Raw genomic sequence first — 23,930 nt, forward strand, 5'->3', positions numbered from 1 at the left:
AAATCATTCAAGTTGTATCAACGCGGCCAAAGAGCGAATGCAGCCAATATAGAAACAACTTGAAGGATGACGCGTATAAAAAAAGCCTCCACCAGGGAGGCTTTTAGGCGCTGTTTTCCGTTTCTTCTTTCACGCGCAAGCCTCCTGAGTTCAGGTGCTAAAGTAAAAGAAGAAGCGGAAAATAGCAGCATTCATGCTTGCGTTACCTTGTGTGGTAAAAACCGGACAACCTTTATTGAAAAGGCTTACGGATAGATTGTCAACTAATTGATTGCACTACAAATAAAAGAGAGGGAGCCAGGCTCCCTCTTTTCACCGGCTTATGCCAGAGCTGCTTTCGCTTTTTCGACCAGAGCGGTGAACGCTACTTTGTCGAATACTGCGATGTCAGCCAGGATCTTACGGTCGATTTCAACAGAGGCTTTTTTCAGGCCGTTGATGAATTTGCTGTAAGAAATACCGTTCTGACGTGCTGCTGCGTTGATACGCGCAATCCACAGTTGACGGAACTGACGCTTTTTCTGACGACGGTCACGATAAGCGTACTGACCAGCTTTGATAACAGCCTGGAAGGCAACGCGGTATACGCGAGAACGCGCACCGTAGTAGCCTTTAGCTTGTTTCAAAATTTTCTTGTGACGTGCACGGGCAACTACACCACGTTTTACGCGAGCCATATGTGCTCTCCTGTATCTATATTCTTAGTAAAAAAATGAATTAAACGTTAACGGCTTATGCGTACGGCAGGCACGCGATAACCAGACCCAGATCGCCTTTAGACACGAGGCCTTTTGGACGCAGGTGACGTTTACGCTTAGTAGATTTTTTGGTCAGAATATGACGCAGGTTTGCGTGCTTACGCTTAAATCCACCACCACCGGTTTTTTTGAAACGCTTAGCAGCACCGCGTACGGTCTTAATTTTTGGCATTTTAATAACTTCCACTTCGCATTGTTAATAAACGAAACGTAGGCGAACAACGGCTGTGAAACCCGTAGGCTCCACAGACATTGCTACTTGAAGGCCTTACTGTTTCTTCTTAGGAGCGAGCACCATGATCATCTGGCGGCCTTCGATCTTCGTAGGGAAGGATTCGACTACTGCCAGTTCACTCAGATCGTCACGGACGCGGTTGAGCACTTCCATACCGATCTGTTGGTGGGCCATCTCACGACCGCGAAAACGCAGCGTGATCTTAGCCTTATCGCCATCTTCCAGAAAGCGTACCAGGCTGCGGAGTTTTACCTGGTAATCGCCATCGTCGGTGCCAGGACGGAATTTAATTTCCTTAACCTGGATAACTTTTTGCTTTTTCTTCTGTTCCTTAGAAGACTTACTCTTTTCATAAAGGAACTTGCCGTAGTCCATAATACGACAAACTGGCGGTTCGGCGTTAGGGCTGATTTCAACTAAATCTACTCCAGCTTCTTCAGCTTTTTCGATCGCTTCTCTCAGACTCACAATACCCAAAGCTTCGCCTTCCAGACCTGTTAAGCGAACTTCCAGGGCGCGAATCTCGCCATTGATACGATTCGGACGTGCCGTTTGAACTCGTTTTCCGCCTTTAATACCTTATTCCTCCAGTTGTTGAAGACTGCGGCTGCGAATCTCTTGTTGCAGCTTCTCAATCACTTCATTTACGTCCAGGCTGCCCAAGTCTTTGCCACGACGGGTGCGCACGGCAACTTTGCCTGCTTCTACCTCTTTGTCGCCACAGACCAACATGTAAGGGACACGACGTAAAGTGTGCTCGCGGATTTTAAAGCCAATCTTCTCATTTCTCAAGTCTGCTTTTACACGAATACCCGCATTTTGTAGTTTCTGCGTTAATTCGTTAACGTATTCAGACTGAGAATCGGTGATGTTCATGACCACAACCTGAACCGGCGCGAGCCAGGTCGGGAAGAAGCCCGCGAACTCTTCGGTCAGGATACCGATGAAACGTTCCATCGACCCAAGAATTGCACGGTGAATCATAACCGGAACCTGACGCTCGTTGTTTTCGCCAACGTAAGAGGCGCTTAAACGGGACGGCAGGGAGAAGTCCAGCTGTACAGTACCGCACTGCCATGCACGATCGAGGCAGTCATACAGGGTAAATTCAATTTTCGGACCGTAGAACGCGCCCTCACCCAGTTGGAACTCAAACGGGATGTTGTTTTCTTCCAGCGCAACGGCCAGGTCAGCTTCAGCACGGTCCCACATTTCATCGCTACCGATACGTTTTTCGGGGCGAGTGGACAGTTTGACGACGATTTTCTCGAAGCCAAAGGTGCTGTACATATCGTAGACCATACGAATGCACGCGTTAACTTCATCACGAATCTGCTCTTCAGTACAGAAGATATGTGCATCATCTTGAGTGAAGCCACGAACACGCATCAGGCCATGCAGCGCACCTGACGGTTCATTACGGTGGCAGCTACCAAACTCAGCCATACGCAGCGGCAGATCGCGATAGGATTTCAGACCCTGATTAAAGATCTGCACGTGGCCTGGGCAGTTCATTGGCTTAATGCAGTATTCACGGTTCTCAGAAGAGGTGGTGAACATTGCATCTTTGTAGTTGTCCCAGTGACCTGTTTTTTCCCACAGCACACGGTCCATCATGAACGGACCTTTCACTTCCTGATACTGGTATTCTTTCAGTTTTGAACGAACGAATACTTCCAGTTCACGGAAGATAGTCCAGCCATCGTTGTGCCAGAACACCATACCCGGTGCTTCTTCCTGCATATGATACAGGTCAAGCTGTTTACCGATTTTACGGTGATCGCGTTTGGCCGCTTCTTCCAGACGTTGCAGGTAGGCATTCAGGGCTTTTTTATCTGCCCATGCAGTACCATAAATACGCTGCAGCATCTTGTTATTGCTGTCGCCACGCCAGTATGCCCCTGCGGTCTTCATCAGTTTGAAGTGATGGCAGAAACGCATGTTCGGCACGTGCGGGCCACGGCACATATCGACATATTCTTCATGATGGTACAAGCCAGGCTTGTCATCATGGGCAATGTTTTCATCAAGAATGGAGACTTTATAGGTCTCGCCACGCTTCACGAAGGTTTCACGCGCTTCGTACCAGCTGACTTTCTTCTTAATGACATCGTAGTTTTTCTCAGCGAGCTCGTGCATCCGCTTCTCGAGCGCGTCGACGTCTTCCTGGGTTAACGTACGGTCAAGATCGATATCGTAGTAAAAACCGTTATCAACAACCGGTCCGATCGCCATTTTGGTGTGCGGCCAGAGTTGTTTGATCGCGTGCCCTAACAGGTGCGCACAGGAGTGACGAATGATCTCCAGACCTTCTTCATCCTTCGCGGTGATGATGGAGAGCTTCGCATCATGCTCAATCAGATCGGAAGCATCTACCAGCTCACCGTCAACACGGCCAGCAATAGTGGCTTTCGCCAGACCTGGACCGATGTCCAGCGCAACATCCATGGGGCTTACAGCGTGGTCGTAATGGCGTTGGCTGCCATCAGGAAGAGTAATAACAGGCATGTTATATCCTTATTTGCAGTGGTGCCCCACACGTAAGAGCACATACAAAGATTCAATATTTAAAATTATCAAAAAGGTCTGGGCTGATTCCCGCTTCACTCTGCGAAATATGTCACTGGTCGCCTTAGAGACCACACTGGACCTACACCCGCTTTTTGATAACACCGTTTGACAGTGTACACGGCATTACGGGTCGATCAAAGCAACAATCAACGCGCGCTCTATGATGCAAATCAATTCACTGACACCCAACTGTCTTTGTTACACTTGCACAAAGTCATCTAACCTGAGCAGGAAAAAAACAATGCCCACAAATCGCTTTGCGAAGAAACACTGGAAGATGGTTGTGATTCTGCTCGTTATTTGTGCGGCCATGTTGATGCTGCGCTGGGCTGCGATGATCTGGGGCTAAATGACGCTCACCCACTGTTCCGCTTTCGTTTATTTATCGATTAATCGAATTTGTCTGAAAATAGCGCGTTATGAACAGATAAAAAAATAAAACGCAAATTAAATATTAAATAAACTTAACTTTAATTTAGAAAAGCCAGGTCATTTATTTGACCCGGCTTGTCGTTACATCCGATAGCCGAGGGAAACTGTCGTGCGGCGATCGGTATGCTCCGGCGCTGTTGCCGGCGGTTCAGAGTTCCAGGTCACGTTGTAAGCCACCTTTAACCCAAAGTGCTCGTTGATGGCAACGTTGAGGGCAGTTTCAGAGTTGAGCGTGGTATCGTCAGCGCCGAATACCGACACACCCTGAGTAAACTTGGTATTGTCCGTCATCTGCCATGCATAAGCCCCGGACGCATAGCCCAACGGCTGTGTTTCGGTGGTGCCATCCGTGTGCTCGTCATAGCGCACGCCAGGACCGAATTCGAAACGGAAGCTGTGCACAGGTCCGTTGAGGAACTGACGACCGTAACCTGCGGTCAGTACGTCACGCTCGCGATAACCGTTGTAACGGTCGGTCAACCAGCTTGCCTGCCCAAAGAGATAGTCATAGTCGGTCATGTTATAACGACTACGGCCACCTACGGCATATTTCTCCGATGAACGCTCATCATTTGAGGAGGTATTGCTGGCATTTCCCCACAGAGACCATGCGGTCGTTTGGCCGTACCAGGTCATGGTGGTATCTGCGGTTAAAGAAGAACTTTTTGTGTTGCCTGACTGGGCGAGATATCCCGCGTTCAGGTTACCTTCAAAGGGTTTTTTCGCGCTGGAAGGGTCATCCATGACAGTAAAAACGGAATCATCGGCTACAGCATGCATTGACGCAAGCAGGCCTCCCGTCAGCAGTAATGCTGCGGGCACTGTCTTCAAAAGCTTCATTTATTAAGAGTCCGTACAACAAAAAAAGAGACCATTACGGTCTCGGAAACTTTCATATGGATCAATGACAAAAGACCCTTGAAAGGTAACAAATTATAAAAAGACTCGAATAACATAGCAATAAATTCTTATTTCATTTTTTGAATAAGAGCGTTCCTAAACCTTTATTTTATTTATATATCTTTATGACGATAATTTTAAATAAAGATATGAAAAATCATGTTGTTAATTACTTCACTTTCGGGAGGTTAAGTGCCAGACTGAGTTCAGCCTAACAGGAGGTAAAGATGGTACGTATCTATACGTTAACACTTGCGCCCTCTCTCGATAGCGCAACAATCACCCCGCAAATTTACCCGGAAGGTAAGCTTCGTTGTACCTCGCCGGTTTTTGAACCCGGCGGCGGCGGTATCAACGTCGCTCGCGCAATTGCCCATCTTGGCGGAACCGCAACAGCGATTTTCCCCGCGGGGGGAGCAACCGGAGAACATCTTGTTGCATTGCTCGCCGACGAAAATGTTCCCGTATCTACCGTCGAAGCCAAAGACTGGACCCGACAAAATCTTCATGTCCACGTGGAGTCCAGCGGCGAACAATATCGTTTTGTCATGCCAGGCGCTGCGCTGACCGATGAAGAGTTCTACCAACTTCAGGATCAGGTGCTGGAAATTGAATCTGGCGCGCTGCTGGTCATCAGCGGCAGTTTGCCGCCCGGCGTACAGCTTGAGAAATTGACCCGACTCATTACCACCGCACAAAAACAGGGGATCCGCTGTATTGTCGACAGTTCAGGCGAAGCACTGACGGCGGCGTTAGCCATCGGCAATATCGAACTGGTCAAACCCAACCTCAAAGAACTGAGTGCGCTGGTTAACCGCGAACTGACACAGCCCGATGATGTGCGCAAAGCCGCACAGGAAATCGTGCAAAGCGGAAAAGCGCACCGCGTTGTGGTCTCGCTTGGGCCGCAAGGGGCGCTGGGTGTAGATCGCGATACCTGCGTTCAGGTGGTTCCGCCACCGGTGAAAAGTCAAAGTACCGTAGGCGCGGGCGACAGTATGGTCGGGGCCATGACGCTTAAACTGGCAGAGAACGCGCCTTTTGAGGATATTGTCCGTTACGGTGTCGCCGCCGGTAGCGCAGCAACCCTGAATCAGGGTACGCGTCTGTGCGCTTTGGACGATACGCAAAAAATATATGCATACCTTGCGCAGTAATGGCACCGTCCCTCTTTTGAAGAGAAAGGGGGATTCTCGCGTAAAACTGTCAGCATGGGTGTTATGCGACTATGATAAAAAATCACGTGATTACAAAGAAGTGAATCATGTGCAGTCAGGTGTCTCCACAACGGTGCGAGGTGAAGAAGAGCGACAAACATTAAGTGCCTTTCCAGCGATGACGCGTCCGTGGTGTGCGTCAGTTCGTGTTTTTTAACCGCATTCTTGCGCTAACCTTATGATCTGGCAGACAACATGGGGAGAGACATCATGTGGCAGGCTATCAGTCGTCTTTTAAGCGAGCAATTAGGTGAAGGCGAAATCGAACTGCGTAATGAACTGCCCGGCGGAGAGATCCACGCCGCATGGCATTTACGCTATGCGGGGCGAGATTTTTTCGTCAAATGCGATGAAAGAGAGCTGTTAACCGGCTTTACGGCAGAAGCCGATCAGCTGGAGCTACTTTCCCGCAGTCAAACTGTATCTGTACCGAAAGTCTGGGCAGTAGGCGCAGACAGAGATTACAGCTTTCTGGTGATGGATTTCCTCCCTCCCCGTCCGCTTGATGCGCATAACGCGTTTATCCTCGGTCAACAGCTTGCGCATTTGCACGAATGGAGCGACCAGCCTCAGTTTGGTCTCGACTTCGATAACGCGCTCTCTACCACGCCGCAGCCAAATACCTGGCAACGTCGCTGGTCAACCTTTTTCGCTGAGCAGCGTATAGGCTGGCAGCTGGAACTCGCCGCTGAAAAAGGCATTGCGTTTGGCAATATTGACGCCATCGTCGAACATGTCCAGCAACGTCTCTCTTCTCATCAGCCGCAGCCGTCTCTCCTGCACGGTGATTTGTGGTCCGGGAACTGCGCCCTCGGTCCTAACGGTCCGTACATCTTTGACCCTGCCTGCTACTGGGGGGACAGAGAGTGTGACCTGGCAATGCTGCCGTTACATACCGATCAGCCGCCGCAAATTTATGACGGTTACCAGTCTGTCTCGCCACTGCCGCTGGACTTTCTCGACAGGCAGCCAATCTACCAGCTCTATACGCTGCTGAATCGGGCAATTCTGTTCGGGGGACAGCATTTGGTTGTGGCGCAGAAAGCGCTGGATAGATTACTGGCGGCTTAACGACGTACCGTGTTGCTTATCAGGCCTGCCGTTTCGCAACGTGCAGGCCCGATAGAGTGGCACTTACAAAAAGCCCAGCAGTGAGAAGAAGAAGTAGCCGATCACGATAACGATCACCGGCAGAATATAAAGCGGGAAAATTTGTAAGAAGATCGTATGGTGCGGTACCACAATTCGCGACTCAAGTTGCTCGCGGGATAATCCTTCACTGCCCTTTGCTTGTTCCAGAATTAGCTGATCCTCAACGCCTTCACGTAAGAAACGCGCCTGGCGGCTCATTCTGGCGCCTGAGTCCTGCAACGCCAGGCCGATAAAAATCAGGATGAATATCAGCCAAAAAACGAGATTCAGTCCACTTTGAAAATCGGGCGTTGGCGAGTTATACCAGAACACGTTAAGAAAAGGTGTGTTCACCCGCATCATATCGATCATCACATGGGCAAAATCGAGCATGACCGCGTTAATCCCTTCCTGCTTTTCGCTGTGCGCGTACATAAACTTCAGTACTGAAACCAGCGTTGAAATCAGCGCGGGAATGAAAACCACCCATCCCACCAGCCTTTTCAAGATGGCAATGCGTCCAGCTTGTTGATACGTCATGAGTTCCCCTTGATTAAGACGTGTCATTTTGGCCTAAGTTTACCCGTTGATTACCGTTTTCGCCTGATCTTTAAAGGCGGTATACTTCTGAATTAGCCATAATGAACGCTCAGAGTCCGTCCAGGCTGGCTCTAATCCCTTTTATCACCGTAAAGGAGAGGTTGTAATGTCAACCCCGCGTCAAATTCTTGCTGCAATTTTCGATATGGATGGGTTACTGGTCGATTCTGAACCACTTTGGGATCAGGCTGAACTGGATGTGATAGCAAGTTTAGGCGTTGATATCTCCCGCCGCCATGAACTTCCCGATACCCTTGGCTTACGCATCGACATGGTGGTTGATTTGTGGTTTGCGCAGCAACCCTGGAACGGCCCCTCACGTCAGGAAGTCACCGAGCGCATCATTACCCGGGCCATTGCGTTGGTTGAAGAGACAAAACCGCTGCTGCCAGGCGTTCGTGAAGCTGTGGCACTGTGCAAATCTCAGGGAATCAAAGTAGGACTGGCATCCGCCTCGCCGCTACATATGCTGGAAAAAGTGCTGACCATGTTTGATCTGCGCGATGACTTCGACGCGCTGGCTTCTGCAGAAAAACTGCCTTACAGCAAACCGCACCCACAAGTTTACCTCGATTGTGCGGCGAAACTGGGCATTGACCCGTTAAACTGCGTAGCACTGGAAGACTCAGTGAACGGCATGATTGCCTCGAAAGCTGCCCGTATGCGTTCCATCGTCGTACCAGCACATGAGAATCAGGACGATCCTCGCTTCGTTCTTGCCGACGTCAAACTAACCTCGCTCACCGAACTCACAGCCGCTCATCTGCGCGGCTAATCCTGTAACGGGCAATGATCGTATTGCCCGTCTTTTCAGACTTTCACTTTTAAAACACCGTTTCATTTTTAATTGTATTTCTGTTTAACCTCTCCTATCCTTGCCCTATAGCGCAAGCGTTAATGACATAAATAGTTGAGGTAAACATGATTCATGAAGCTTTTCGTCTCGAGGGTAAAGTCGCCATCGTCACTGGATGTGACACCGGCCTCGGGCAGGGTATGGCAGTGGCGCTGGCTGAAGCGGGCTGCGATGTAGTCGGCGTGAATCGTAAAATACCGCATGAAACCGCAGAGAAAATTAACGCCCTCGGTCGACGCTTTATGGCCATTCAGGCCGACCTCAGTCAACAAGATGCTCTCACCAGCATCGTGACACAAACGGTGTCGGCGTTTGGCCGGGTCGATATTCTGGTCAACAATGCAGGAACTATACGCCGTCAGGATGCGCTGGACTTCAGTGAAAAAGATTGGGATGACGTGATGAATCTGAATCTCAAATCCGTTTTCTTTCTGTCGCAGGCCGTGGCGCGCCAGTTTGTGGCGCAGGGCAATGGTGGAAAAATCATTAACATTGCCTCGATGCTCTCTTTTCAGGGGGGTATCCGTGTACCTTCCTATACCGCATCAAAAAGCGGCGTTCTGGGCATCACTCGCCTGCTCGCCAATGAATGGGCGGCCAAAGGAATTAATGTCAATGCTATCGCGCCCGGCTATATGGCGACCAACAACACCCAGCAACTGCGCGCAGACAGCGAGCGCAATAAGGAGATTATCGATCGTATTCCCGCAGGGCGCTGGGGCACGCCGGATGATCTAAAAGGTCCGGTCGTGTTCCTCGCAAGTCCCGCCTCTGACTATATTCATGGCTATACGCTGGCCGTGGACGGTGGTTGGCTGGCGCGGTAAAGGCGCACTTGTGACAAAGGGTTACAACGTCACCTCTTCCGCCTACTGTATAAAACCCCTATACTGTATGAATCGACAGTTTATTGGGTTTTATCATGACGGCGGAAGGCCACCTTCTTTTTTCTATTGCCTGTGCGGTATTTGCCAAAAATGCCGAGCTAACGCCCGTTCTTGCGCAGGGTGACTGGTGGCATATTGTCCCTTCAGCCATTTTGACATGTCTGCTACCGGATATCGATCATCCCAAATCCCTGCTCGGCCAGCGTCTTAAGTGGATATCAAAACCCATTGCCCGCGCATTTGGCCATCGCGGGTTTACGCATAGCCTGCTGGCAGTCTTTGCCCTGCTGGCCACGTTTTACCTGAAAGTTCCTGATACCTGGATAATACCGGCCGATGCCTTACAAGGTATGGTACTCGGCTATCTTAGTCACATTCTGGCTGACATGCTGACTCCAGCAGGCGTCCCCCTGCTTTGGCCCTGCCGCTGGCGTTTTCGTCTGCCCATCCTCGTGCCGCAAAAAGGCAATCAACTGGAGCGGTTTCTATGCATGGCACTGTTCGCGTGGGCAATCTGGATGCCGCAGACCGTACAAGAGAACAGCGCGGTACGCTGGTCTTCGCAGATGATTAATACGCTACAAATGCAGTTCAATCGTTTCATAACGCATCAGATTGACTAATAAATCAGCCAAAAAGTCATTTTCGGTATAAACAATTCCATTTGAATATAAGAGGCAAGTCACAGTTCTGCTAATCTTGCGCCAACAGAATCACCTTTAAACGGTGATACGCATAATAAGATCAGGAGAACGGGGATGAACTTTCCATTAATCGCGAACATTATCGTGTTCGTAGTGCTGCTGTTCGTGCTGGCGCAAGCCCGTCACAAACAGTGGAGTCTGGCAAAAAAAGTACTGGTCGGTCTGGTCATAGGTGTGGTGTTCGGCCTCGCGCTGCACACCATTTATGGCTCCGACAGCCAGGTTCTTAAAGATTCAGTACAGTGGTTCAACATTGTCGGCAACGGTTATGTCCAGTTGCTGCAAATGATTGTTATGCCGCTGGTCTTTGCCTCTATACTCAGTGCCGTTGCGCGTCTGCACAACGCTTCTCAGTTAGGTAAAATCAGCTTCCTGACCATCGGAACTCTGCTGTTTACCACGCTGATTGCCGCGCTGGTAGGGGTTCTGGTGACCAACCTGTTCGGCCTGACCGCCGAAGGTCTGGTGCAAGGTGGTGCTGAAACCGCCCGTCTGAACGCGATTGAAACCAACTATGTTGGCAAAGTGGCTGACCTCAGCGTTCCGCAACTGGTGCTGTCGTTTATTCCGAAAAACCCGTTTGCCGATCTGACTGGCGCGAACCCGACGTCGATTATCAGCGTGGTTATCTTCGCCGCATTCCTCGGTGTAGCCGCACTGAAACTGCTGAAAGATGATGCACCAAAAGGCGAGCGCGTTCTGGTCGCTATCGATACCCTGCAAAGCTGGGTGATGAAACTGGTTCGTCTGGTGATGCAGTTGACGCCGTACGGTGTTCTGGCGCTGATGACCAAAGTGGTTGCAGGTTCCAACCTGCAGGACATCATCAAGCTGGGTAGCTTCGTCGTGGCCTCTTATCTCGGTCTGGGCATTATGTTCGTTGTACACGGGATCCTGCTGGGTGTGAACGGCGTTAGCCCGTTAAAATACTTCCGCAAGGTATGGCCAGTGCTGACGTTCGCCTTCACCAGCCGCTCCAGCGCAGCCTCAATTCCGCTGAACGTTGAAGCGCAGACCCGTCGTCTGGGCGTGCCTGAATCCATCGCCTCATTTGCCGCCTCGTTTGGTGCCACGATTGGTCAGAACGGTTGTGCGGGCCTGTACCCGGCAATGCTGGCAGTAATGGTTGCACCGACCGTCGGTATCAACCCACTGGACCCAATGTGGATTGCCACGCTGGTTGGTATCGTGACCGTGAGCTCCGCAGGGGTTGCGGGTGTCGGTGGCGGTGCAACATTTGCCGCGCTGATCGTCCTGCCCGCTATGGGTCTGCCAGTCACGCTGGTTGCGCTGCTGATCTCCGTTGAGCCGCTGATCGATATGGGTCGTACCGCGCTGAACGTAAGCGGTTCCATGACTGCCGGTACGCTGACCAGCCAATGGCTCAAGCAGACTGATAAAACGATTCTGGACAGCGACGATAACGCCGAACTGGCGCATCGCTAAGTCTGTCAGCTAAAAAACAAAAAACCGCCGGACTATCATGCTCCGGCGGTTTTTTTATATCCATTAATCCCTTAGTTCATTTTCCTGGCGAACCTGATTAGCCCAGCGCTGTGCTGATTCCGGGACCGTAAATGCAGGCGAACGTTGAAACGCCTCCCCCATTAAGACAAAAGCGACATATTTTCCGCGTAGTATCCATACGTCACGAAACGCATCCATTTTAACCGCATGCTCTGGTGGCGCGGGCTCCACGCGAGGAACATAGCTGATAACCGGACGATTTTGTTGGCGAAGAGGTTTCATAATCAGTTGCTTCACTAAAGACAAATTCTAAAAATCAGAAAACCGCTATCTTAGCCGATTTTGCCGCCTTGCGTCCTGCCTTGCGTGCGCTGTTTGCCTGGTTCATCGCGCTTTACGTCATCGGCCTGTACCTGCGCCGCTGAGTGAGTGGTCTATAGTTAAAGCTTTTGACAGCAGCAACGACCCTTTCAGCAATGAAACCAGGAGACGAGTTTAATGTCACAGAATGATAAGCATCCACTCCATCACTCAGCGCCGGTTCATGATGCCAGCGAATCCCAGCCAGGACTTGATTCACTGGCACCCACAGACGGTTCACATCGGTCAACACCTGAACCCACGCCGCCAGGTATGCAGCCCACTACGTCCGGCAGTTTAAAAGCGCCGGATATCAAAAGTGACAAACTCAATGCACTGGACAGTTTTCGTAAAGGAAGCGAAGATTTTGCTCTGACAACTAATCAGGGTGTGCGAATCGCAGACGATCAAAACTCTCTGCGTGCAGGTAATCGCGGGCCAACCCTGCTGGAAGACTTTATCCTGCGGGAAAAGATTACCCATTTTGATCATGAACGCATCCCGGAGCGGATTGTACATGCCCGAGGTTCTGCCGCTCATGGTTACTTTCAGTCCTATGTCAACCTGAGTGCGACGACGAAAGCGGACTTTCTAAGTGATGAAAATAAAATCACCCCGGTTTTTGTCCGATTCTCTACCGTTCAGGGCGGCGCAGGCTCTGCGGATACGGTCAGAGATATACGGGGATTTGCGACCAAGTTTTACACTGAAGAGGGCATTTTCGACCTGGTGGGAAACAATACTCCCATCTTCTTTATTCAGGATGCCCATAAATTCCCGGATTTCGTCCATGCGGTTAAACCGGAGCCGCATTGGGCTATCCCGCAGGGCCAAAGCGCCCATGACACCTTCTGGGATTATGTCTCATTACAGCCTGAAACGTTGCACAACGTCATATGGGCAATGTCCGATCGGGGTATTCCGCGCAGCTATCGCACGATGGAAGGCTTCGGTATTCACACATTTCGGTTGATTAATGCACAAGGGAAAGCCACCTTTGTCCGTTTCCACTGGAAACCGCTGGCAGGCAAAGCCTCGCTGGTATGGGATGAAGCGCAAAAACTTACCGGTCGGGATCCCGACTTTCATCGCCGCGATCTGTGGGAAGCTATCGAAGCGGGCGATTATCCGGAATATGAACTGGGACTACAGCTGATTCCCGAAGAAGATGAATTTAAGTTCGATTTTGACCTGCTCGACCCGACCAAGCTGATCCCGGAAGAGCTGGTTCCGGTGCAACGCGTCGGTAAAATGGTGCTGAACCGCAATCCTGATAATTTCTTCGCCGAAAATGAACAAGTCGCTTTTCATCCCGGACATATAGTCCCTGGCATCGATTTTACTAACGATCCCCTGCTGCAGGGTCGCTTGTTCTCCTATACCGATACCCAAATCAGTCGCCTGGGCGGGCCCAATTTCCATGAAATCCCGATTAATCGCCCGACCTGTCCGTACCATAATTTCCAGCGTGACGGCATGCATCGTATGGACATCGATACCAATCCAGCCAACTATGAACCGAATTCCATCAATGATAACTGGCCGCGTGAAACGCCGCCGGGGCCAAAACGCGGTGGATTTGAGTCGTATCAGGAACGGATTGAAGGAAACAAAATCCGCGAACGTAGCCCCTCTTTTGGCGAATACTATGCGCACCCTCGCCTGTTCTGGCTAAGTCAGACGCCAATTGAACAGCAGCATATTATCGGCGGATTCAGTTTCGAACTCAGTAAGGTTACGCGCCCCTATATTCGGGAAAGAGTGGTCGAACAGTTAGCTCATATTGATACTGCCCTCGCCGAGGCGGTTGCCGATAATCTCGGTTTTAAGCTAACCAAGGAACAGGCCAGCATTGCGCCACCGCCCAACGTCAACGGTTTGAAAAATGCACCGTCACTCAGTTTATATGCAGGTGCGCAAGGTGAGATTAAGGGCCGCGTGGTCGCCATCCTACTTAATGACCAGGTGAAATCGAGCGACCTGCTCGCCATCATGCAAGCCCTACAGGCCAAAGGCGTTCATGCCAAATTGCTCTATTCCCGAATGGGTAAGGTAGTTGCCGATGATGGATCTGCTCTGACGATCGCCGGTACTTTTGCGGGTTCGCCATCCCTGACGGTCGATGCGGTTATCGTTCCATGCGGTAATCTCGCGGACATCATTAAGAACGGTGATGCCCGATATTATTTACTCGAAGCGTATAAGCACTTAAAACCTATCGCCCTGGCCGGCGATGCTCGTCAGTTTAAAGCAACGTTGAATATCAAAAATGAAGGAGAAGAAGGCGTGGTAGAAGCGGACAGTGCAGACGCACAGTTTATGGATACCCTGCTGACGCTGATGACCGCGCACCGCGTCTGGTCACGTGCCGGAAAAATAGAAACGATTCCCGCCTAAAAAAATGCGGCGCACGATTGCGCCGCAAACTCAGGAATTACACGTTCAGAAAACTGCCAAGACGATAACCGCGCTCCGCAATTGCATATTTCAGTGACGAAGACGTCAGCACGTCGAGCTCAGTTAAGCGGGGGTAACAGTAGGCACTTTGACGAATAATGTCATCGATAAAGGCCGGATGACACATCACTTCCAGCGAAGACTCTCCCCGGTCGGCTGACGCATCCAGCGTCTGTAAAAACAGAGCCTCGGAAATCGCTTCGCCGTAAAACTCGCTGCTGAATCCCTGGGAGGTACGTAACGTTTCCGGAAAATCAGACGCCTGAAACACGGTCTGACGATCGATACGCAATGCAATCCCCTTCTCGGCAGCAAACCCGGCTACGATAGGGAAAATTTGCGGGAACATATGCACATGGTGATGGCTATCCAGATGCGTCGGCTCCCGCCCGAACAGGTCAATAAAACGCTGATACTGCGCGGCCAGTTCCTGAGAAATTTCATCCAGCGGCAAAGTGTCCTCCTCTGCCATCTGCCAGAACCATTTCCCCAGTAATCCGTCACGGGTAAGGCCCGGCATTGCCGTCAACGGCCTACCCAGCGTCAGAACAAAATGCATCCCGACGGCAAGTGCAGGTATGTCGCGACTCAGCTGTACCGCATGGTCAATCGCCGCACCGTTAACCAATGCCGTTGTCGAGGTGACAACGCCATTGCGACAGGCTTCAACAATGCCGTAGTTTTGTCCTTTACTCAGGCCAAAATCATCCGCATTCACAATCAGTACGCGTTCCATAGCCGACCTCAGTTAGTGTTGTTCGCTTTTGAGTTTCTCAATGCACCCGGCAAAGTTTGGCAGCCATTTTTCATGTGCCAGAATTAACTCACGCGCCAGAATTTCGGCATCGCTGTCAGAATGCACCAGCGGACTCAGGTTTAACGCCAGCAGCACATCATTCAGCTCGCCGCTCAATGCCGCATTGCTCGCCGCAACCTCAAAGCCTTTAATGGTGTAGATAAGGCCAAGTACTTTCTCATCAAAATGGGTAATACGTGGGTGCGGCGTAGCACCGTTACGTCCCAGCGTGCAGGTCATCTCAACCGCCCAGTCCGCAGGAATGTTATCAACATGTCCATGATGTGGAATGTTGACATAGTGCTCGGTCTGTTTGTCGTTGTAGATGGCGTTGATCACTTCACAGGCCGCATCGGAGTAATACGCGCCACCGCGCTGCTCCAGCTCTTTCGGCTTAACGTTCAGCTCAGGATTTTTATAGAGATCAAAAAGTTGTTTCTCAACTTTCTGTACCACCTGAGCGCGTGCCCCGCCTTTATAGTATTCACCCATTTCAATCGCCAGCATCTCTTTTGGCTTAAAGTAGTACAGCAAATACGAGCACGGCAGCAGCTTCAGCGAACGAATCAACCCTTCGCTGAACGGCAGGTCGAAAATGTTCTTCACGGTGGAAGCTTTCAGTTGTCCAGAAGCCACGCCGTCCAGCAGTTCATCAAAGCGCGATGTACCGTTCACCAGCACGTCTTTAATAAAGACCATGTGGTTCAGACCGAACAGATCGATGGATAAATCATCGCTCTCTTTCAGCGCCAGCACATCGCTAATGAACATTTTCATGCCGACAGGAATATTACACACGCCGATGAATTTCTTAAAATTCGTGTGGCGATAGACCGCTTCAGTCACCATCCCTGCCGGGTTAGTAAAGTTAATCACCCAGGCATTCGGGCACAGTTCTTCCACATCTTTAATAATATCAAAGATAACCGGAATGGTACGCAGACCTTTGAACAGCCCACCCGCACCGTTGGTTTCCTGTCCCAGATAACCGTGGCTCAGCGGAATGCGTTCATCCTTTTCACGGGCTTTCAGTTGCCCTACGCGCAGTTGGGTGGTAACGAAATCAGCATCTTTCAGTGCTTCACGGCGGTCCAGCGTTTTAAACAACTTCATCGGTACGCCGGCTTTGTCGATCATGCGTTGGCATAGGTCAAAAATAATGTCCAGCTTCTCTTTTCCACCGTCGACATCAACCAGCCACAACTCAGAAACCGGTAATTCATGATAGCGCTTAATAAAGCCTTCAAGTAATTCAGGGGTGTAGCTGCTCCCGCCACCGATAGTGACGACTTTTAATTTCTGGCTCATACTTTCTCCCTTCAGTGTCAAAACACTGACGTGTATTATGCTCAACCCGTTTGTCAGGTATAGCGTGGCTGTCCCGACGCTATTTTGGGCAAGCTATAAAAAATGGGTTATTGGCAAATAATATCTACTGATTAAATTCAGTTAATTTCTTACGGTAGCTATTCGGTGTAAACGACGTCAGCTTTTTAAACGTTTTAATAAACAGGCTTGGACTACTGTAGCCAGACTCGTAAGCAATATCCGTTACAGAATAGTTCGTCATTTCCAGCTGTTTTTTAGCAAAGTTAATGCGGATTTCATTAATAATCTGCATCGGCGTTTTGCTGTAATAACGCTGGGTAGCGCGGGTCAGATACTCCTGGGATTTCGCGGACAGGTGTACCATATTTTCCAGCGCATTCTCGCTAAACTGCCGTTTGTCGTGCATGGTCTCGACGGTGGTTTTGAGCCACTGAGGAATATCATCCAGCACCTGCTCTTCGCGATGATGGCGTAACCGATTTATAATATAGAAGGTGACCACTTCTACAAATTCATCCAGCCCGCTCTCACGAAAGTTCAGTGATGCAATAACCGTTTCAATGTAGGTAAGAAACGAGTTATTCGCCCGATAGACCTGCGATGCAACGAAACAAAATGGCAGCAGCGGGTGATAGTGCTGTTCAAAAAAACGTTTACTGATGCCGACGTTAAGGATCCTTGTCGCACCAAAATCATAAAAACTCTGGTGGTGCGATCCCAACGGGATAAAGACAAAGTCTCCACGCTCGAGCAGTACGCGTTTACCGTTGATTTCCTGATAATAGCGCCCGGTTAAAACCAGGGTAAACTCATAGTAGTCATGCTGATGCAGCCCGCTGATGCTCTCAGTTTTGTTATAGATGAACACATGGAAATTTTTGCCATTAAACAGCTGCTGTTCATAAACGGTTTTGATTTCCGGTGCGTTAATCTGTAGCTGCATTATGCACTCCTCGCTATTTCAGCTTTTCGTGAAGCTCAATCAGTTCAGTCACCAGCTCACGCGCCAGCATTGATGTCATCAGATGGTCCTGCGCGTGGACCAGCACCAGGCTAACTTTCATTTTACCTTCGCCCTGATCGCCTTCAATCAATTTCGTTTGCACGAGGTGCGCTTCGTTCAGCGCCAGACGAGACTGGTCCATCATGGCCCTGGCCGACTCAAAATCACCTTGCTTGGCCATTTTGAGTGCCCCGTACGCCAGGCTACGCGCCTGACCGGAGTTGATGATGAGGCCCATCACCACTTCTTCAAGTTCTTCTGCTTCTGACTGCGTATCGACGATATTCTCGATATCCAACATACTTTTTTCCTCTGGTTCAGTCCGGCATGACCGTAAAGCCATGCCGGATTAAATTTAGAATTTTAATGCGTTAGCGATATCTTCTTCGCTTTCTTCTTGGTCAATAACGTTCTGCGCTTTGTTGGCTACCACCACGAACGGCAGGTAAACCAGCGTTGCGATACCGAGGTTGAACAGCGCGACCAGCAGAGCAGCGACGCTACCGTTTGTGTTAAAGAACGCGCCCAAACCGGTTGGCATAGTCCACGGTGCAATGTTGGTAATCGGTGGAATAATGCCTGAGTAGTAAGCTGCCAGCGTAATCGCCGCCAGAATCGGTTGCACCAGAATGAACGGGATAAACATCACCGGGTTCATGATGATCGGCAGACCGAACAGGATAGGTTCGTTAATCTGGAACAGACCTGACGGCAGTGCCAGTTTAGCAACCTGACGATAGTCAGGACGACGCGATGCCAGGAAGATAGCGATAATCAGACCCAGCGTTGCCCCACTACCCCCAAGGAAAATATAGGAGTCGAGCATCGGTTTCGCCCAGACGTGGAACGTCTTACCGGCTTCCAGCGCGGCATCTACGGAACCAAACTGTTGGTAGATAGAGATGTTTTCCAGCGCCCATGGCGTCATGATACCGCTGTCCAGCGCAGTCAGCGCCAGTGAACCGTGAATACCGAAGAACCACAGCAGCGGAACAAAAATCACGTAGGCCCAGCCCACCACGCTGCCCAGCGATGCCAGCGGCGTTGAAATGGAATCCATAATGATCTGGTGGAAGTTCGTACCCCAGGTGTTCAATGCCCAGGCGATGATCCCCATAATGGAGAGGATAAGGAAGCCAGGAATCAGCGCAGAGAAAGAGCGCGAAACGGATGTCGGTACGCTATCAGGTAATTTAATGACCCAATTGCGACGAACCACAAAGGTGAACATTTCCGCGACCGCAAGGCCGATAATAATACCGGAAATAATATTGGCACCGCCGAGCCAGTTCGCGCCAACGGCATAGGCTTCACCCACACTATAAGGTGTTACGGTCATAAACGCGGCGACGGATAACAGCCCGGCAGCCAGTGAGTCGACTTTACGTTCTTCTGCCAGCGCCATGCCGATAAAGAACGGTGCCATCAATGACATGATACCCAGCGTTCCGTTATAGACATTTCCACCAATGCCTTTCAAGCTATTCAAAGTTTCAATAGTTGAAGCATCAAGTCGAATGCCCATTGAATAAAAAAACGACCCCTCCCCAAAGCTCAGGAAAACGTTATTGATTAATACAAACATGGCCCCTGCGAGGGTTAACGGCATTAAACGAATAAAACCGTTCTTGATTGCATTAACGTGTGGCTGCTTTCCAATTTTTACAGCAAAAGGAAGGAGTACCTTTTCAAGTGAAGCAATAGCGTTACTCATAGAAAAATACCCTTAAATACCGCAATTAATAATTGCGGTGAATGTTAATGAAATAACTCTTTGACGGGAAAAATTAAAATAAAATAATTAATTTGCTGCGGCTTTTTTAATTGCTGCAACAGCAGCCTTAAGCACGCCTAAACCATCGACTTTGCCATACAGCAGCGAGTCAATCACTTCCACAGGCTTGTTGGGTAACAAACGCTGAATTTCGGGCAACATATAAGCAATTTGTGGACCTAATAACACGACATCGGCGACAGGACCTTTTTCTCCGGCCAGCGTTTCAGGAAATGCTTCAATAATAACCGGTACTTCGTATTTTTCGGCCTGAGCACGCATCTTCGAAACCAACAATGAAGTCGACATGCCCGCAGAACAAAACAGATAAATGTGTTTCTTTTCCATTAAAACGATCCTCATGTGCGATTATCTGTCAACCAGACACTCCGCAAGCCATAACCTGCATCCATGCTCTGGGTAACTTGCGTCAGCTAAATTACTTTTTTAGGTGGCTGAAATGAGTATACGGGATTGCACCGGCGGATGGTATTTCCTTGACCAACTAAATTGTCTCTCCTTGACCTGTCGTTATGACCCCCCTCACATTTCAGGCAAATAATTCGCGGCAATAAATAAGATCGTTCGGCACAAAAAAACCGGCGCGAAGGCCGGTTCTTCTGAATGCTCAGGCAATAAGCAGTTGTTACTTCTTCGCCGCCTGCGGGTCAGTGTCGTACTCTGCGCAGGTCTGGTAACCGGAGTTAATCACATGTCCGGTGTCGTCTAAAGCAACAAAATAGGTTTCAGCTTTACCATCTCGTTGACCCAAGATGTAGGTCTGGCATGTCCCTCGCGCATGAATCATGCTGACTTCAGAAGAAGGTTTACCGGCAATCTGCGCCACCTGCGCCCTGCTCATCCCTTTCTTCACATCTTTCACCACGGGCTGAACAAATTGGTCTTTGGTGCGATCGTAGGCCGTACACCCTGCCAGCATAGTCAAAACAGCCGCTGCGCTTAGAATTCCTGTTAGGTTCTTGTTCATATTCCGTCCTCTTGTATTTCAGCGTGTTATATAAGCCTGGAGCACAACAACACATTTTTCAAGCAATCAGATGATACTTAGGTCGTTTCGGAAAATTCTATTAAAACAAAATGATGTTAGATCAGGCCTGCATCCCTTGTCGTTTGGGTCCCAACGCGTTAGCTTTAACACATCATTTTTTTGATCATTTCATTTTTCGGAGGGGGTTAAATGACTCTGCAGCAAGAGATAATCCAGGCGCTTGGCGCAAAACCGCAAATTAATGCAGAAGAGGAAATTCGCCGCAGCGTGGATTTCTTGAAATCCTACCTGCAAACCTACCCTTTTCTGAAATCACTGGTATTAGGGATAAGCGGCGGACAGGACTCAACGCTCGCGGGAAAACTTTGCCAGATGGCTATTTCCGAGCTTCGCGAAGAAACGGGGAGTGACGCGCTGCAGTTTATTGCCGTACGTCTGCCGTATGGCGTTCAGGCTGATGAACAGGACTGTCAGGATGCCATCGCCTTTATCCAACCGGACCGCGTGCTCACAGTAAATATTAAGGGTGCGGTACTGGCCAGTGAACAGGCCCTGCGTGAAGCGGGTATTGAACTGAGCGATTTTGTCCGTGGCAATGAAAAAGCCCGTGAACGTATGAAGGCCCAGTACAGTATCGCCGGAATGACCAGCGGTGTTGTCGTGGGTACCGATCATGCAGCAGAAGCCATCACCGGATTTTTCACCAAATACGGCGATGGCGGTACTGACATTAACCCTATTTTCCGCCTGAACAAGCGTCAGGGTAAGCAGCTGCTTGCCGCGCTGGGTTGCCCGGAACATTTATATAAGAAAGCGCCAACCGCCGACCTCGAAGACGATCGCCCTTCTCTGCCGGATGAAGCCGCATTAGGCGTCACCTATGACAACATCGACGATTATCTGGAAGGAAAAACGCTGGCTGCCGACATCGCGAAAAAAATTGAAGGCTGGTATCTGAAGACCGAGCACAAACGTCGCACACCGATCACGGTGTTTGATGACTTCTGGAAAAAAGCGTAATTTTTTTAATCACATATCGCCGGATAGCACTGGGATCACCGCTGTCCGGCCCCTCCCCCTGGTCTGATGCCGCTTTTTTAATCGGTTTCAAACTGCTACACTGGATGAATAACCAGCGTCCGGAGTGAGAAGTGGTACGGCGTCAATCAGCCCCACGCCTGACATTTGAGGCAGCGGCAATCTATGAATATCCAGAACACCTGCGTCCATTTTTGAGTGCGCTTCCCACCGCACCAGGCGTCTATCTGTTTCACAGTGAAAGCGACACTATGCCTCTCTACATTGGTAAAAGCGTCAATATTCGCAGCCGCGTGCTGGCACACCTGCGTACCGCGGACGAAGCGGCAATGCTGCGTCAGGCCAAACGCATTAGCTGGATTTGTACGGCGGGAGAAATTGGTGCCCTGCTGCTGGAAGCGCGGTTGATCAAAGAACAACAGCCGTTGTTTAATAAACGACTGCGGCGCAATCGTCAGCTTTGCGCCTTGCAGCTTACCGACCGAACTGTTCAGGTTGTCTACGCACGAGATATTGATTTCTCCCATGCACCCAATCTGTTTGGCCTGTTTGCCCATCGTCGCGCAGCGCTACAAGCGTTGCAAAACCTCGCGGATGAACAGCAGCTGTGCTACGGCCTGTTGGGGCTGGAACCCCTGAGTCGCGGGCGTGCCTGTTTTCGCTCCGCGCTTAAACGCTGCGCCGGGGCGTGCTGCGGGAAAGAGAGTCATGAAGCGCATCACTCGCGCCTGCTAGAGGCGCTGGAAAGAGTGAAAGTGATTTGCTGGCCATGGAGCAATGCCATTGCCTTGCAAGAAACCGGTGCCGAAATGACACAGTACCATATCATCAACAACTGGCTGTGGCTGGGAGCCGTTTCAACGCTGGATGAAGCGACTACCCTGGCGCGTATGCCAGCAGGCTTTGACCATGATGGCTACAAAATTCTCTGCCGGCCTGTTCTGTCTGGTCAATATGACATTATTGAACTGCATCCGGAGAATGCCCCGGCATCCAGTTAATCTCGCTGAACAGCAATTTTCCCTCGCGTTCCAGCAGTCGTAATGTGTGTTTGCCGTCATGCCAGCTCGCACCCTGGTCGGCCGTTAGCAGTTTATCGCCCAGTTGCCATGCACCACTGATAACAAACACCACGCCGCCGCGTGAACCAAAGGTCGTAAAGGTGCGATCGGCCACTCTGACTTTTGCCTGGCAAACATCTCGTCGGGTCATGATATTAAAATCCATCGACATCTGCCCTTCCGTCAGCTTTGCTTTTACCACCTTGTCACCGGCAAAGGTAAAAGGTTGATGCTGTTTCAGGGTATGCGTAAAGATGTTCGCTTCTTCCAGAGTGACTTCCCCTCCCTCCAGCAGCGTAATCACGCGCTCTACACCCGGGAAAAGTGAAAATTCACCGTTTGCTGCAATGGAGGCGATACTCGCCCGCCAGTGAAAATCTCGTGTTGCTGGCGGAAAACAGCAAATCTCACGCGTTTCTCCCGCACCATTCCGCCAGAGATTAACCGGCATTTTGCGGATATCAAAGTATTCCATCATCCCTCCAGAAAGGAGCAGCATGGCAGCCTGCCGTAAACAGACAGCCATAAATCATCATTATTATGTTCACCCTGCAGATTATTGTTATCGGCAGCAGAGTTGATTTGCCTTAGCGATGAACCCGGCATTTTGCAAAAAAGAATAACGCGCTGATCCAGGTAGAATTTTCGCGGGCTTCAGGAGAATAGCGTGTCGTGCGTCCGGTGCAATAGGCAGAAATGAAAAAACCGCCGATCCTGCCCACATCGTTATACGTGTTGTGGACAAGAGCGGCGGTCTTGAGTTTGGTTTCACACTGTGCGGCACTCTGCGCGACACAGTGTGAATGATTTAGTGTAGACGCTGATCGATTACTCGGCAGCTTCTGGCATTTTACCTTTCTGCGCTGCACGTTCTGTCAGACGCTTCTCAAAATTGGCATTAAACTGCTTTTTCTGTTCCGGGGTAAGAATGTTGTAAATTTTGTTCTGAGTTTCCATATGCGCCAGCATGTTGGCTTTGCGCTGTTCTTCCATCTTCGCAATCTGCGCTTCGGCTTTCGCTTTATCGAAGCTATCGCTGGCGATGATATCGTGCATTGCACGGCGTTCTTCCAGCGGCGGACGTTTCATCTGATCGCGCTGGCCTTTCATGATTTCGCGAATCTGCTGTTTCTGCGCGTCGGTCAGGTTCAGGTCTTTGAACATCATGTCGTGATGCGGGGCGAACTTGCCGTTGTGGTGCATCATCGGTTTGGCATCCGCTGGTGCAGCTGTTGTAGTGTCAGCAGCATGAGCCAGGTTCGCAGCACCCAGCGCCAGAGTAGAGGCAACAACCAGAGCAGTCAGTTTACGCATAATTTCTATCCTTTCTTTCAGTTATTTTTAC

At 50.2% G+C, this 23,930-nt stretch carries 27 protein-coding genes and 1 other annotated feature; of the genes, 10 read left to right on the plus strand and 17 right to left on the minus strand.

What is annotated here, in order from left to right; all coding sequences use genetic code 11:
- Window positions 1-75: 75 nt before the first annotated feature.
- Window positions 76-200 (minus strand) — a sequence feature (Phe leader region).
- From pheM to thrS, 5 genes are all read right to left on the minus strand, one after another.
- Window positions 151-195, minus strand: coding sequence for a pheST operon leader peptide PheM (gene pheM / locus LY264_RS14115; RefSeq protein ID WP_001386830.1), 45 nt, complete (start codon window positions 193-195; stop codon window positions 151-153). (Overlaps the previous feature by 45 nt.)
- A 120-nt stretch (window positions 201-320) precedes the next feature.
- Window positions 321-677: a 50S ribosomal protein L20 gene (rplT, locus tag LY264_RS14120; protein WP_003030578.1), complete on the minus strand. Its 357-nt coding sequence runs from the start codon at window positions 675-677 to the stop codon at window positions 321-323.
- A 55-nt stretch (window positions 678-732) separates the two neighbouring features.
- On the minus strand, window positions 733-930 hold the full coding sequence (gene rpmI / locus LY264_RS14125) for a 50S ribosomal protein L35 (RefSeq protein WP_003030583.1): 198 nt from the start codon (window positions 928-930) through the stop codon (window positions 733-735).
- A 96-nt stretch (window positions 931-1,026) separates the two neighbouring features.
- Window positions 1,027-1,569, minus strand: coding sequence for a translation initiation factor IF-3 (gene infC, locus LY264_RS14130; protein ID WP_048997935.1), 543 nt, complete (start codon window positions 1,567-1,569; stop codon window positions 1,027-1,029).
- A 3-nt stretch (window positions 1,570-1,572) separates the two neighbouring features.
- Window positions 1,573-3,501, minus strand: a complete 1,929-nt coding sequence (gene thrS / locus LY264_RS14135; RefSeq protein ID WP_003832572.1) for a threonine--tRNA ligase — start codon at window positions 3,499-3,501, stop codon at window positions 1,573-1,575.
- 304 nt (window positions 3,502-3,805) lie between these two features.
- Between thrS and yniD the strand changes: the two genes are divergently transcribed.
- A complete protein-coding gene (yniD, locus tag LY264_RS14140; protein ID WP_003030590.1) occupies window positions 3,806-3,913 on the plus strand; it encodes a small membrane protein YniD in 108 nt (35 codons plus the stop codon).
- Between the two features lie 164 nt (window positions 3,914-4,077).
- Here yniD and LY264_RS14145 read toward each other — a convergent pair whose 3' ends face one another.
- Complete coding sequence (locus tag LY264_RS14145; protein ID WP_003832568.1) at window positions 4,078-4,836, minus strand: DUF481 domain-containing protein; 759 nt, start codon at window positions 4,834-4,836, stop codon at window positions 4,078-4,080.
- Window positions 4,837-5,123: 287 nt separating this feature from the next.
- Here LY264_RS14145 and pfkB point away from each other — a divergent pair, with 287 nt between their 5' ends.
- Together pfkB and LY264_RS14155 are read left to right on the plus strand one after the other, a co-directional pair.
- Window positions 5,124-6,053: a 6-phosphofructokinase II gene (pfkB, locus tag LY264_RS14150; protein WP_048226753.1), complete on the plus strand. Its 930-nt coding sequence runs from the start codon at window positions 5,124-5,126 to the stop codon at window positions 6,051-6,053.
- Between the two features lie 270 nt (window positions 6,054-6,323).
- Window positions 6,324-7,184 (plus strand): fructosamine kinase family protein, encoded by an 861-nt coding sequence (locus LY264_RS14155; RefSeq protein WP_003030598.1) that lies wholly within the window; start codon window positions 6,324-6,326, stop codon window positions 7,182-7,184.
- 63 nt (window positions 7,185-7,247) lie between these two features.
- On the opposite strand, the gene LY264_RS14160 is transcribed toward LY264_RS14155, so the two are convergent.
- Window positions 7,248-7,784, minus strand: a complete 537-nt coding sequence (locus LY264_RS14160; RefSeq protein ID WP_008784573.1) for a YniB family protein — start codon at window positions 7,782-7,784, stop codon at window positions 7,248-7,250.
- Window positions 7,785-7,950: 166 nt separating this feature from the next.
- Between LY264_RS14160 and hxpB the strand changes: the two genes are divergently transcribed.
- The 4 genes from hxpB (at window position 7,951) to tcyP (ending at window position 11,737) form a co-directional block, all read left to right on the plus strand.
- Complete coding sequence (hxpB, locus tag LY264_RS14165; RefSeq protein WP_003832561.1) at window positions 7,951-8,619, plus strand: hexitol phosphatase HxpB; 669 nt, start codon at window positions 7,951-7,953, stop codon at window positions 8,617-8,619.
- Window positions 8,620-8,765: 146 nt separating this feature from the next.
- Window positions 8,766-9,527 (plus strand): 2-dehydro-3-deoxy-D-gluconate 5-dehydrogenase KduD, encoded by a 762-nt coding sequence (gene kduD / locus LY264_RS14170; RefSeq protein WP_048226754.1) that lies wholly within the window; start codon window positions 8,766-8,768, stop codon window positions 9,525-9,527.
- Window positions 9,528-9,610: 83 nt separating this feature from the next.
- The gene (locus LY264_RS14175; protein WP_008784570.1) at window positions 9,611-10,210 is read left to right on the plus strand and encodes a metal-dependent hydrolase; all 600 of its coding nucleotides are present in this window, start codon (window positions 9,611-9,613) and stop codon (window positions 10,208-10,210) included.
- A gap of 135 nt (window positions 10,211-10,345) precedes the next feature.
- Window positions 10,346-11,737 (plus strand): cystine/sulfocysteine:cation symporter, encoded by a 1,392-nt coding sequence (gene tcyP, locus LY264_RS14180; protein ID WP_048226757.1) that lies wholly within the window; start codon window positions 10,346-10,348, stop codon window positions 11,735-11,737.
- 63 nt (window positions 11,738-11,800) lie between these two features.
- Here the strand turns inward: tcyP and cedA are convergent, their stop codons facing one another.
- Window positions 11,801-12,043, minus strand: coding sequence for a cell division activator CedA (gene cedA / locus LY264_RS14185; RefSeq protein WP_231587320.1), 243 nt, complete (start codon window positions 12,041-12,043; stop codon window positions 11,801-11,803).
- 213 nt (window positions 12,044-12,256) lie between these two features.
- Here cedA and katE point away from each other — a divergent pair, with 213 nt between their 5' ends.
- Window positions 12,257-14,515, plus strand: coding sequence for a catalase HPII (gene katE / locus LY264_RS14190; protein ID WP_048226759.1), 2,259 nt, complete (start codon window positions 12,257-12,259; stop codon window positions 14,513-14,515).
- 37 nt (window positions 14,516-14,552) lie between these two features.
- Here katE and chbG read toward each other — a convergent pair whose 3' ends face one another.
- From chbG to osmE, 7 genes are all read right to left on the minus strand, one after another.
- Entirely contained in the window at window positions 14,553-15,311 is a 759-nt protein-coding gene (gene chbG / locus LY264_RS14195; protein WP_048226761.1) for a chitin disaccharide deacetylase, read from the minus strand.
- 12 nt (window positions 15,312-15,323) lie between these two features.
- On the minus strand, window positions 15,324-16,679 hold the full coding sequence (locus LY264_RS14200) for a 6-phospho-beta-glucosidase (RefSeq protein ID WP_032943151.1): 1,356 nt from the start codon (window positions 16,677-16,679) through the stop codon (window positions 15,324-15,326).
- Window positions 16,680-16,803: 124 nt separating this feature from the next.
- Window positions 16,804-17,646 carry a transcriptional regulator ChbR gene (gene chbR / locus LY264_RS14205; RefSeq protein ID WP_085951046.1) on the minus strand — a complete coding sequence of 281 codons (843 nt, stop codon included), beginning with the start codon at window positions 17,644-17,646 and terminating at the stop codon, window positions 16,804-16,806.
- Between the two features lie 10 nt (window positions 17,647-17,656).
- Window positions 17,657-18,004 carry a PTS N,N'-diacetylchitobiose transporter subunit IIA gene (chbA, locus tag LY264_RS14210; RefSeq protein ID WP_048214339.1) on the minus strand — a complete coding sequence of 116 codons (348 nt, stop codon included), beginning with the start codon at window positions 18,002-18,004 and terminating at the stop codon, window positions 17,657-17,659.
- Window positions 18,005-18,058: 54 nt separating this feature from the next.
- Window positions 18,059-19,417 (minus strand): PTS N,N'-diacetylchitobiose transporter subunit IIC, encoded by a 1,359-nt coding sequence (gene chbC / locus LY264_RS14215; protein WP_003030619.1) that lies wholly within the window; start codon window positions 19,415-19,417, stop codon window positions 18,059-18,061.
- A gap of 87 nt (window positions 19,418-19,504) precedes the next feature.
- Window positions 19,505-19,825: a PTS N,N'-diacetylchitobiose transporter subunit IIB gene (chbB, locus tag LY264_RS14220; RefSeq protein ID WP_003832547.1), complete on the minus strand. Its 321-nt coding sequence runs from the start codon at window positions 19,823-19,825 to the stop codon at window positions 19,505-19,507.
- Window positions 19,826-20,123: 298 nt separating this feature from the next.
- Complete coding sequence (osmE, locus tag LY264_RS14225; RefSeq protein ID WP_003030621.1) at window positions 20,124-20,465, minus strand: osmotically-inducible lipoprotein OsmE; 342 nt, start codon at window positions 20,463-20,465, stop codon at window positions 20,124-20,126.
- A gap of 210 nt (window positions 20,466-20,675) precedes the next feature.
- On the opposite strand from osmE, the gene nadE reads away from it, so the two are divergent.
- Both nadE and cho read left to right on the plus strand, forming a co-directional pair.
- Window positions 20,676-21,506, plus strand: coding sequence for an ammonia-dependent NAD(+) synthetase (gene nadE / locus LY264_RS14230; protein WP_048226763.1), 831 nt, complete (start codon window positions 20,676-20,678; stop codon window positions 21,504-21,506).
- A gap of 131 nt (window positions 21,507-21,637) precedes the next feature.
- Window positions 21,638-22,525, plus strand: a complete 888-nt coding sequence (gene cho / locus LY264_RS14235) for an excinuclease Cho (RefSeq protein ID WP_048226765.1) — start codon at window positions 21,638-21,640, stop codon at window positions 22,523-22,525.
- Here cho and ves read toward each other — a convergent pair.
- Both ves and spy read right to left on the minus strand, forming a co-directional pair.
- Window positions 22,485-23,060: an environmental stress-induced protein Ves gene (gene ves / locus LY264_RS14240; RefSeq protein ID WP_032943147.1), complete on the minus strand. Its 576-nt coding sequence runs from the start codon at window positions 23,058-23,060 to the stop codon at window positions 22,485-22,487. The genes cho and ves overlap by 41 nt on opposite strands.
- A 353-nt stretch (window positions 23,061-23,413) precedes the next feature.
- A complete protein-coding gene (spy, locus tag LY264_RS14245) occupies window positions 23,414-23,899 on the minus strand; it encodes an ATP-independent periplasmic protein-refolding chaperone Spy (RefSeq protein WP_048226767.1) in 486 nt (161 codons plus the stop codon).
- Between the last annotated feature and the right edge of the window lie 31 nt (window positions 23,900-23,930).

The organism is Citrobacter portucalensis, assembly GCF_023374935.1.
Taxonomy (GTDB): Bacteria; Pseudomonadota; Gammaproteobacteria; order Enterobacterales; family Enterobacteriaceae; genus Citrobacter; species Citrobacter portucalensis.

What these genes read in the sequence shown, in the direction of transcription:
- thrS (WP_003832572.1), bottom strand. Translation starts at nt 3,501, where the DNA reads ATGCCTGTTATTACTCTTCCTGATGGCAGCCAACGCCATTACGACCAC.
- osmE (WP_003030621.1), bottom strand. Translation starts at nt 20,465, where the DNA reads ATGAACAAGAACCTAACAGGAATTCTAAGCGCAGCGGCTGTTTTGACT.
- nadE (WP_048226763.1), top strand. Translation starts at nt 20,676, where the DNA reads ATGACTCTGCAGCAAGAGATAATCCAGGCGCTTGGCGCAAAACCGCAA.
- pfkB (WP_048226753.1), top strand. Translation starts at nt 5,124, where the DNA reads ATGGTACGTATCTATACGTTAACACTTGCGCCCTCTCTCGATAGCGCA.
- chbG (WP_048226761.1), bottom strand. Translation starts at nt 15,311, where the DNA reads ATGGAACGCGTACTGATTGTGAATGCGGATGATTTTGGCCTGAGTAAA.
- chbB (WP_003832547.1), bottom strand. Translation starts at nt 19,825, where the DNA reads ATGGAAAAGAAACACATTTATCTGTTTTGTTCTGCGGGCATGTCGACT.
- kduD (WP_048226754.1), top strand. Translation starts at nt 8,766, where the DNA reads ATGATTCATGAAGCTTTTCGTCTCGAGGGTAAAGTCGCCATCGTCACT.
- yniD (WP_003030590.1), top strand. Translation starts at nt 3,806, where the DNA reads ATGCCCACAAATCGCTTTGCGAAGAAACACTGGAAGATGGTTGTGATT.
- spy (WP_048226767.1), bottom strand. Translation starts at nt 23,899, where the DNA reads ATGCGTAAACTGACTGCTCTGGTTGTTGCCTCTACTCTGGCGCTGGGT.
- rpmI (WP_003030583.1), bottom strand. Translation starts at nt 930, where the DNA reads ATGCCAAAAATTAAGACCGTACGCGGTGCTGCTAAGCGTTTCAAAAAA.
- LY264_RS14200 (WP_032943151.1), bottom strand. Translation starts at nt 16,679, where the DNA reads ATGAGCCAGAAATTAAAAGTCGTCACTATCGGTGGCGGGAGCAGCTAC.
- rplT (WP_003030578.1), bottom strand. Translation starts at nt 677, where the DNA reads ATGGCTCGCGTAAAACGTGGTGTAGTTGCCCGTGCACGTCACAAGAAA.
- katE (WP_048226759.1), top strand. Translation starts at nt 12,257, where the DNA reads ATGTCACAGAATGATAAGCATCCACTCCATCACTCAGCGCCGGTTCAT.
- LY264_RS14145 (WP_003832568.1), bottom strand. Translation starts at nt 4,836, where the DNA reads ATGAAGCTTTTGAAGACAGTGCCCGCAGCATTACTGCTGACGGGAGGC.
- tcyP (WP_048226757.1), top strand. Translation starts at nt 10,346, where the DNA reads ATGAACTTTCCATTAATCGCGAACATTATCGTGTTCGTAGTGCTGCTG.
- hxpB (WP_003832561.1), top strand. Translation starts at nt 7,951, where the DNA reads ATGTCAACCCCGCGTCAAATTCTTGCTGCAATTTTCGATATGGATGGG.
- LY264_RS14155 (WP_003030598.1), top strand. Translation starts at nt 6,324, where the DNA reads ATGTGGCAGGCTATCAGTCGTCTTTTAAGCGAGCAATTAGGTGAAGGC.
- chbC (WP_003030619.1), bottom strand. Translation starts at nt 19,417, where the DNA reads ATGAGTAACGCTATTGCTTCACTTGAAAAGGTACTCCTTCCTTTTGCT.
- LY264_RS14160 (WP_008784573.1), bottom strand. Translation starts at nt 7,784, where the DNA reads ATGACGTATCAACAAGCTGGACGCATTGCCATCTTGAAAAGGCTGGTG.
- chbA (WP_048214339.1), bottom strand. Translation starts at nt 18,004, where the DNA reads ATGTTGGATATCGAGAATATCGTCGATACGCAGTCAGAAGCAGAAGAA.
- ves (WP_032943147.1), bottom strand. Translation starts at nt 23,060, where the DNA reads ATGGAATACTTTGATATCCGCAAAATGCCGGTTAATCTCTGGCGGAAT.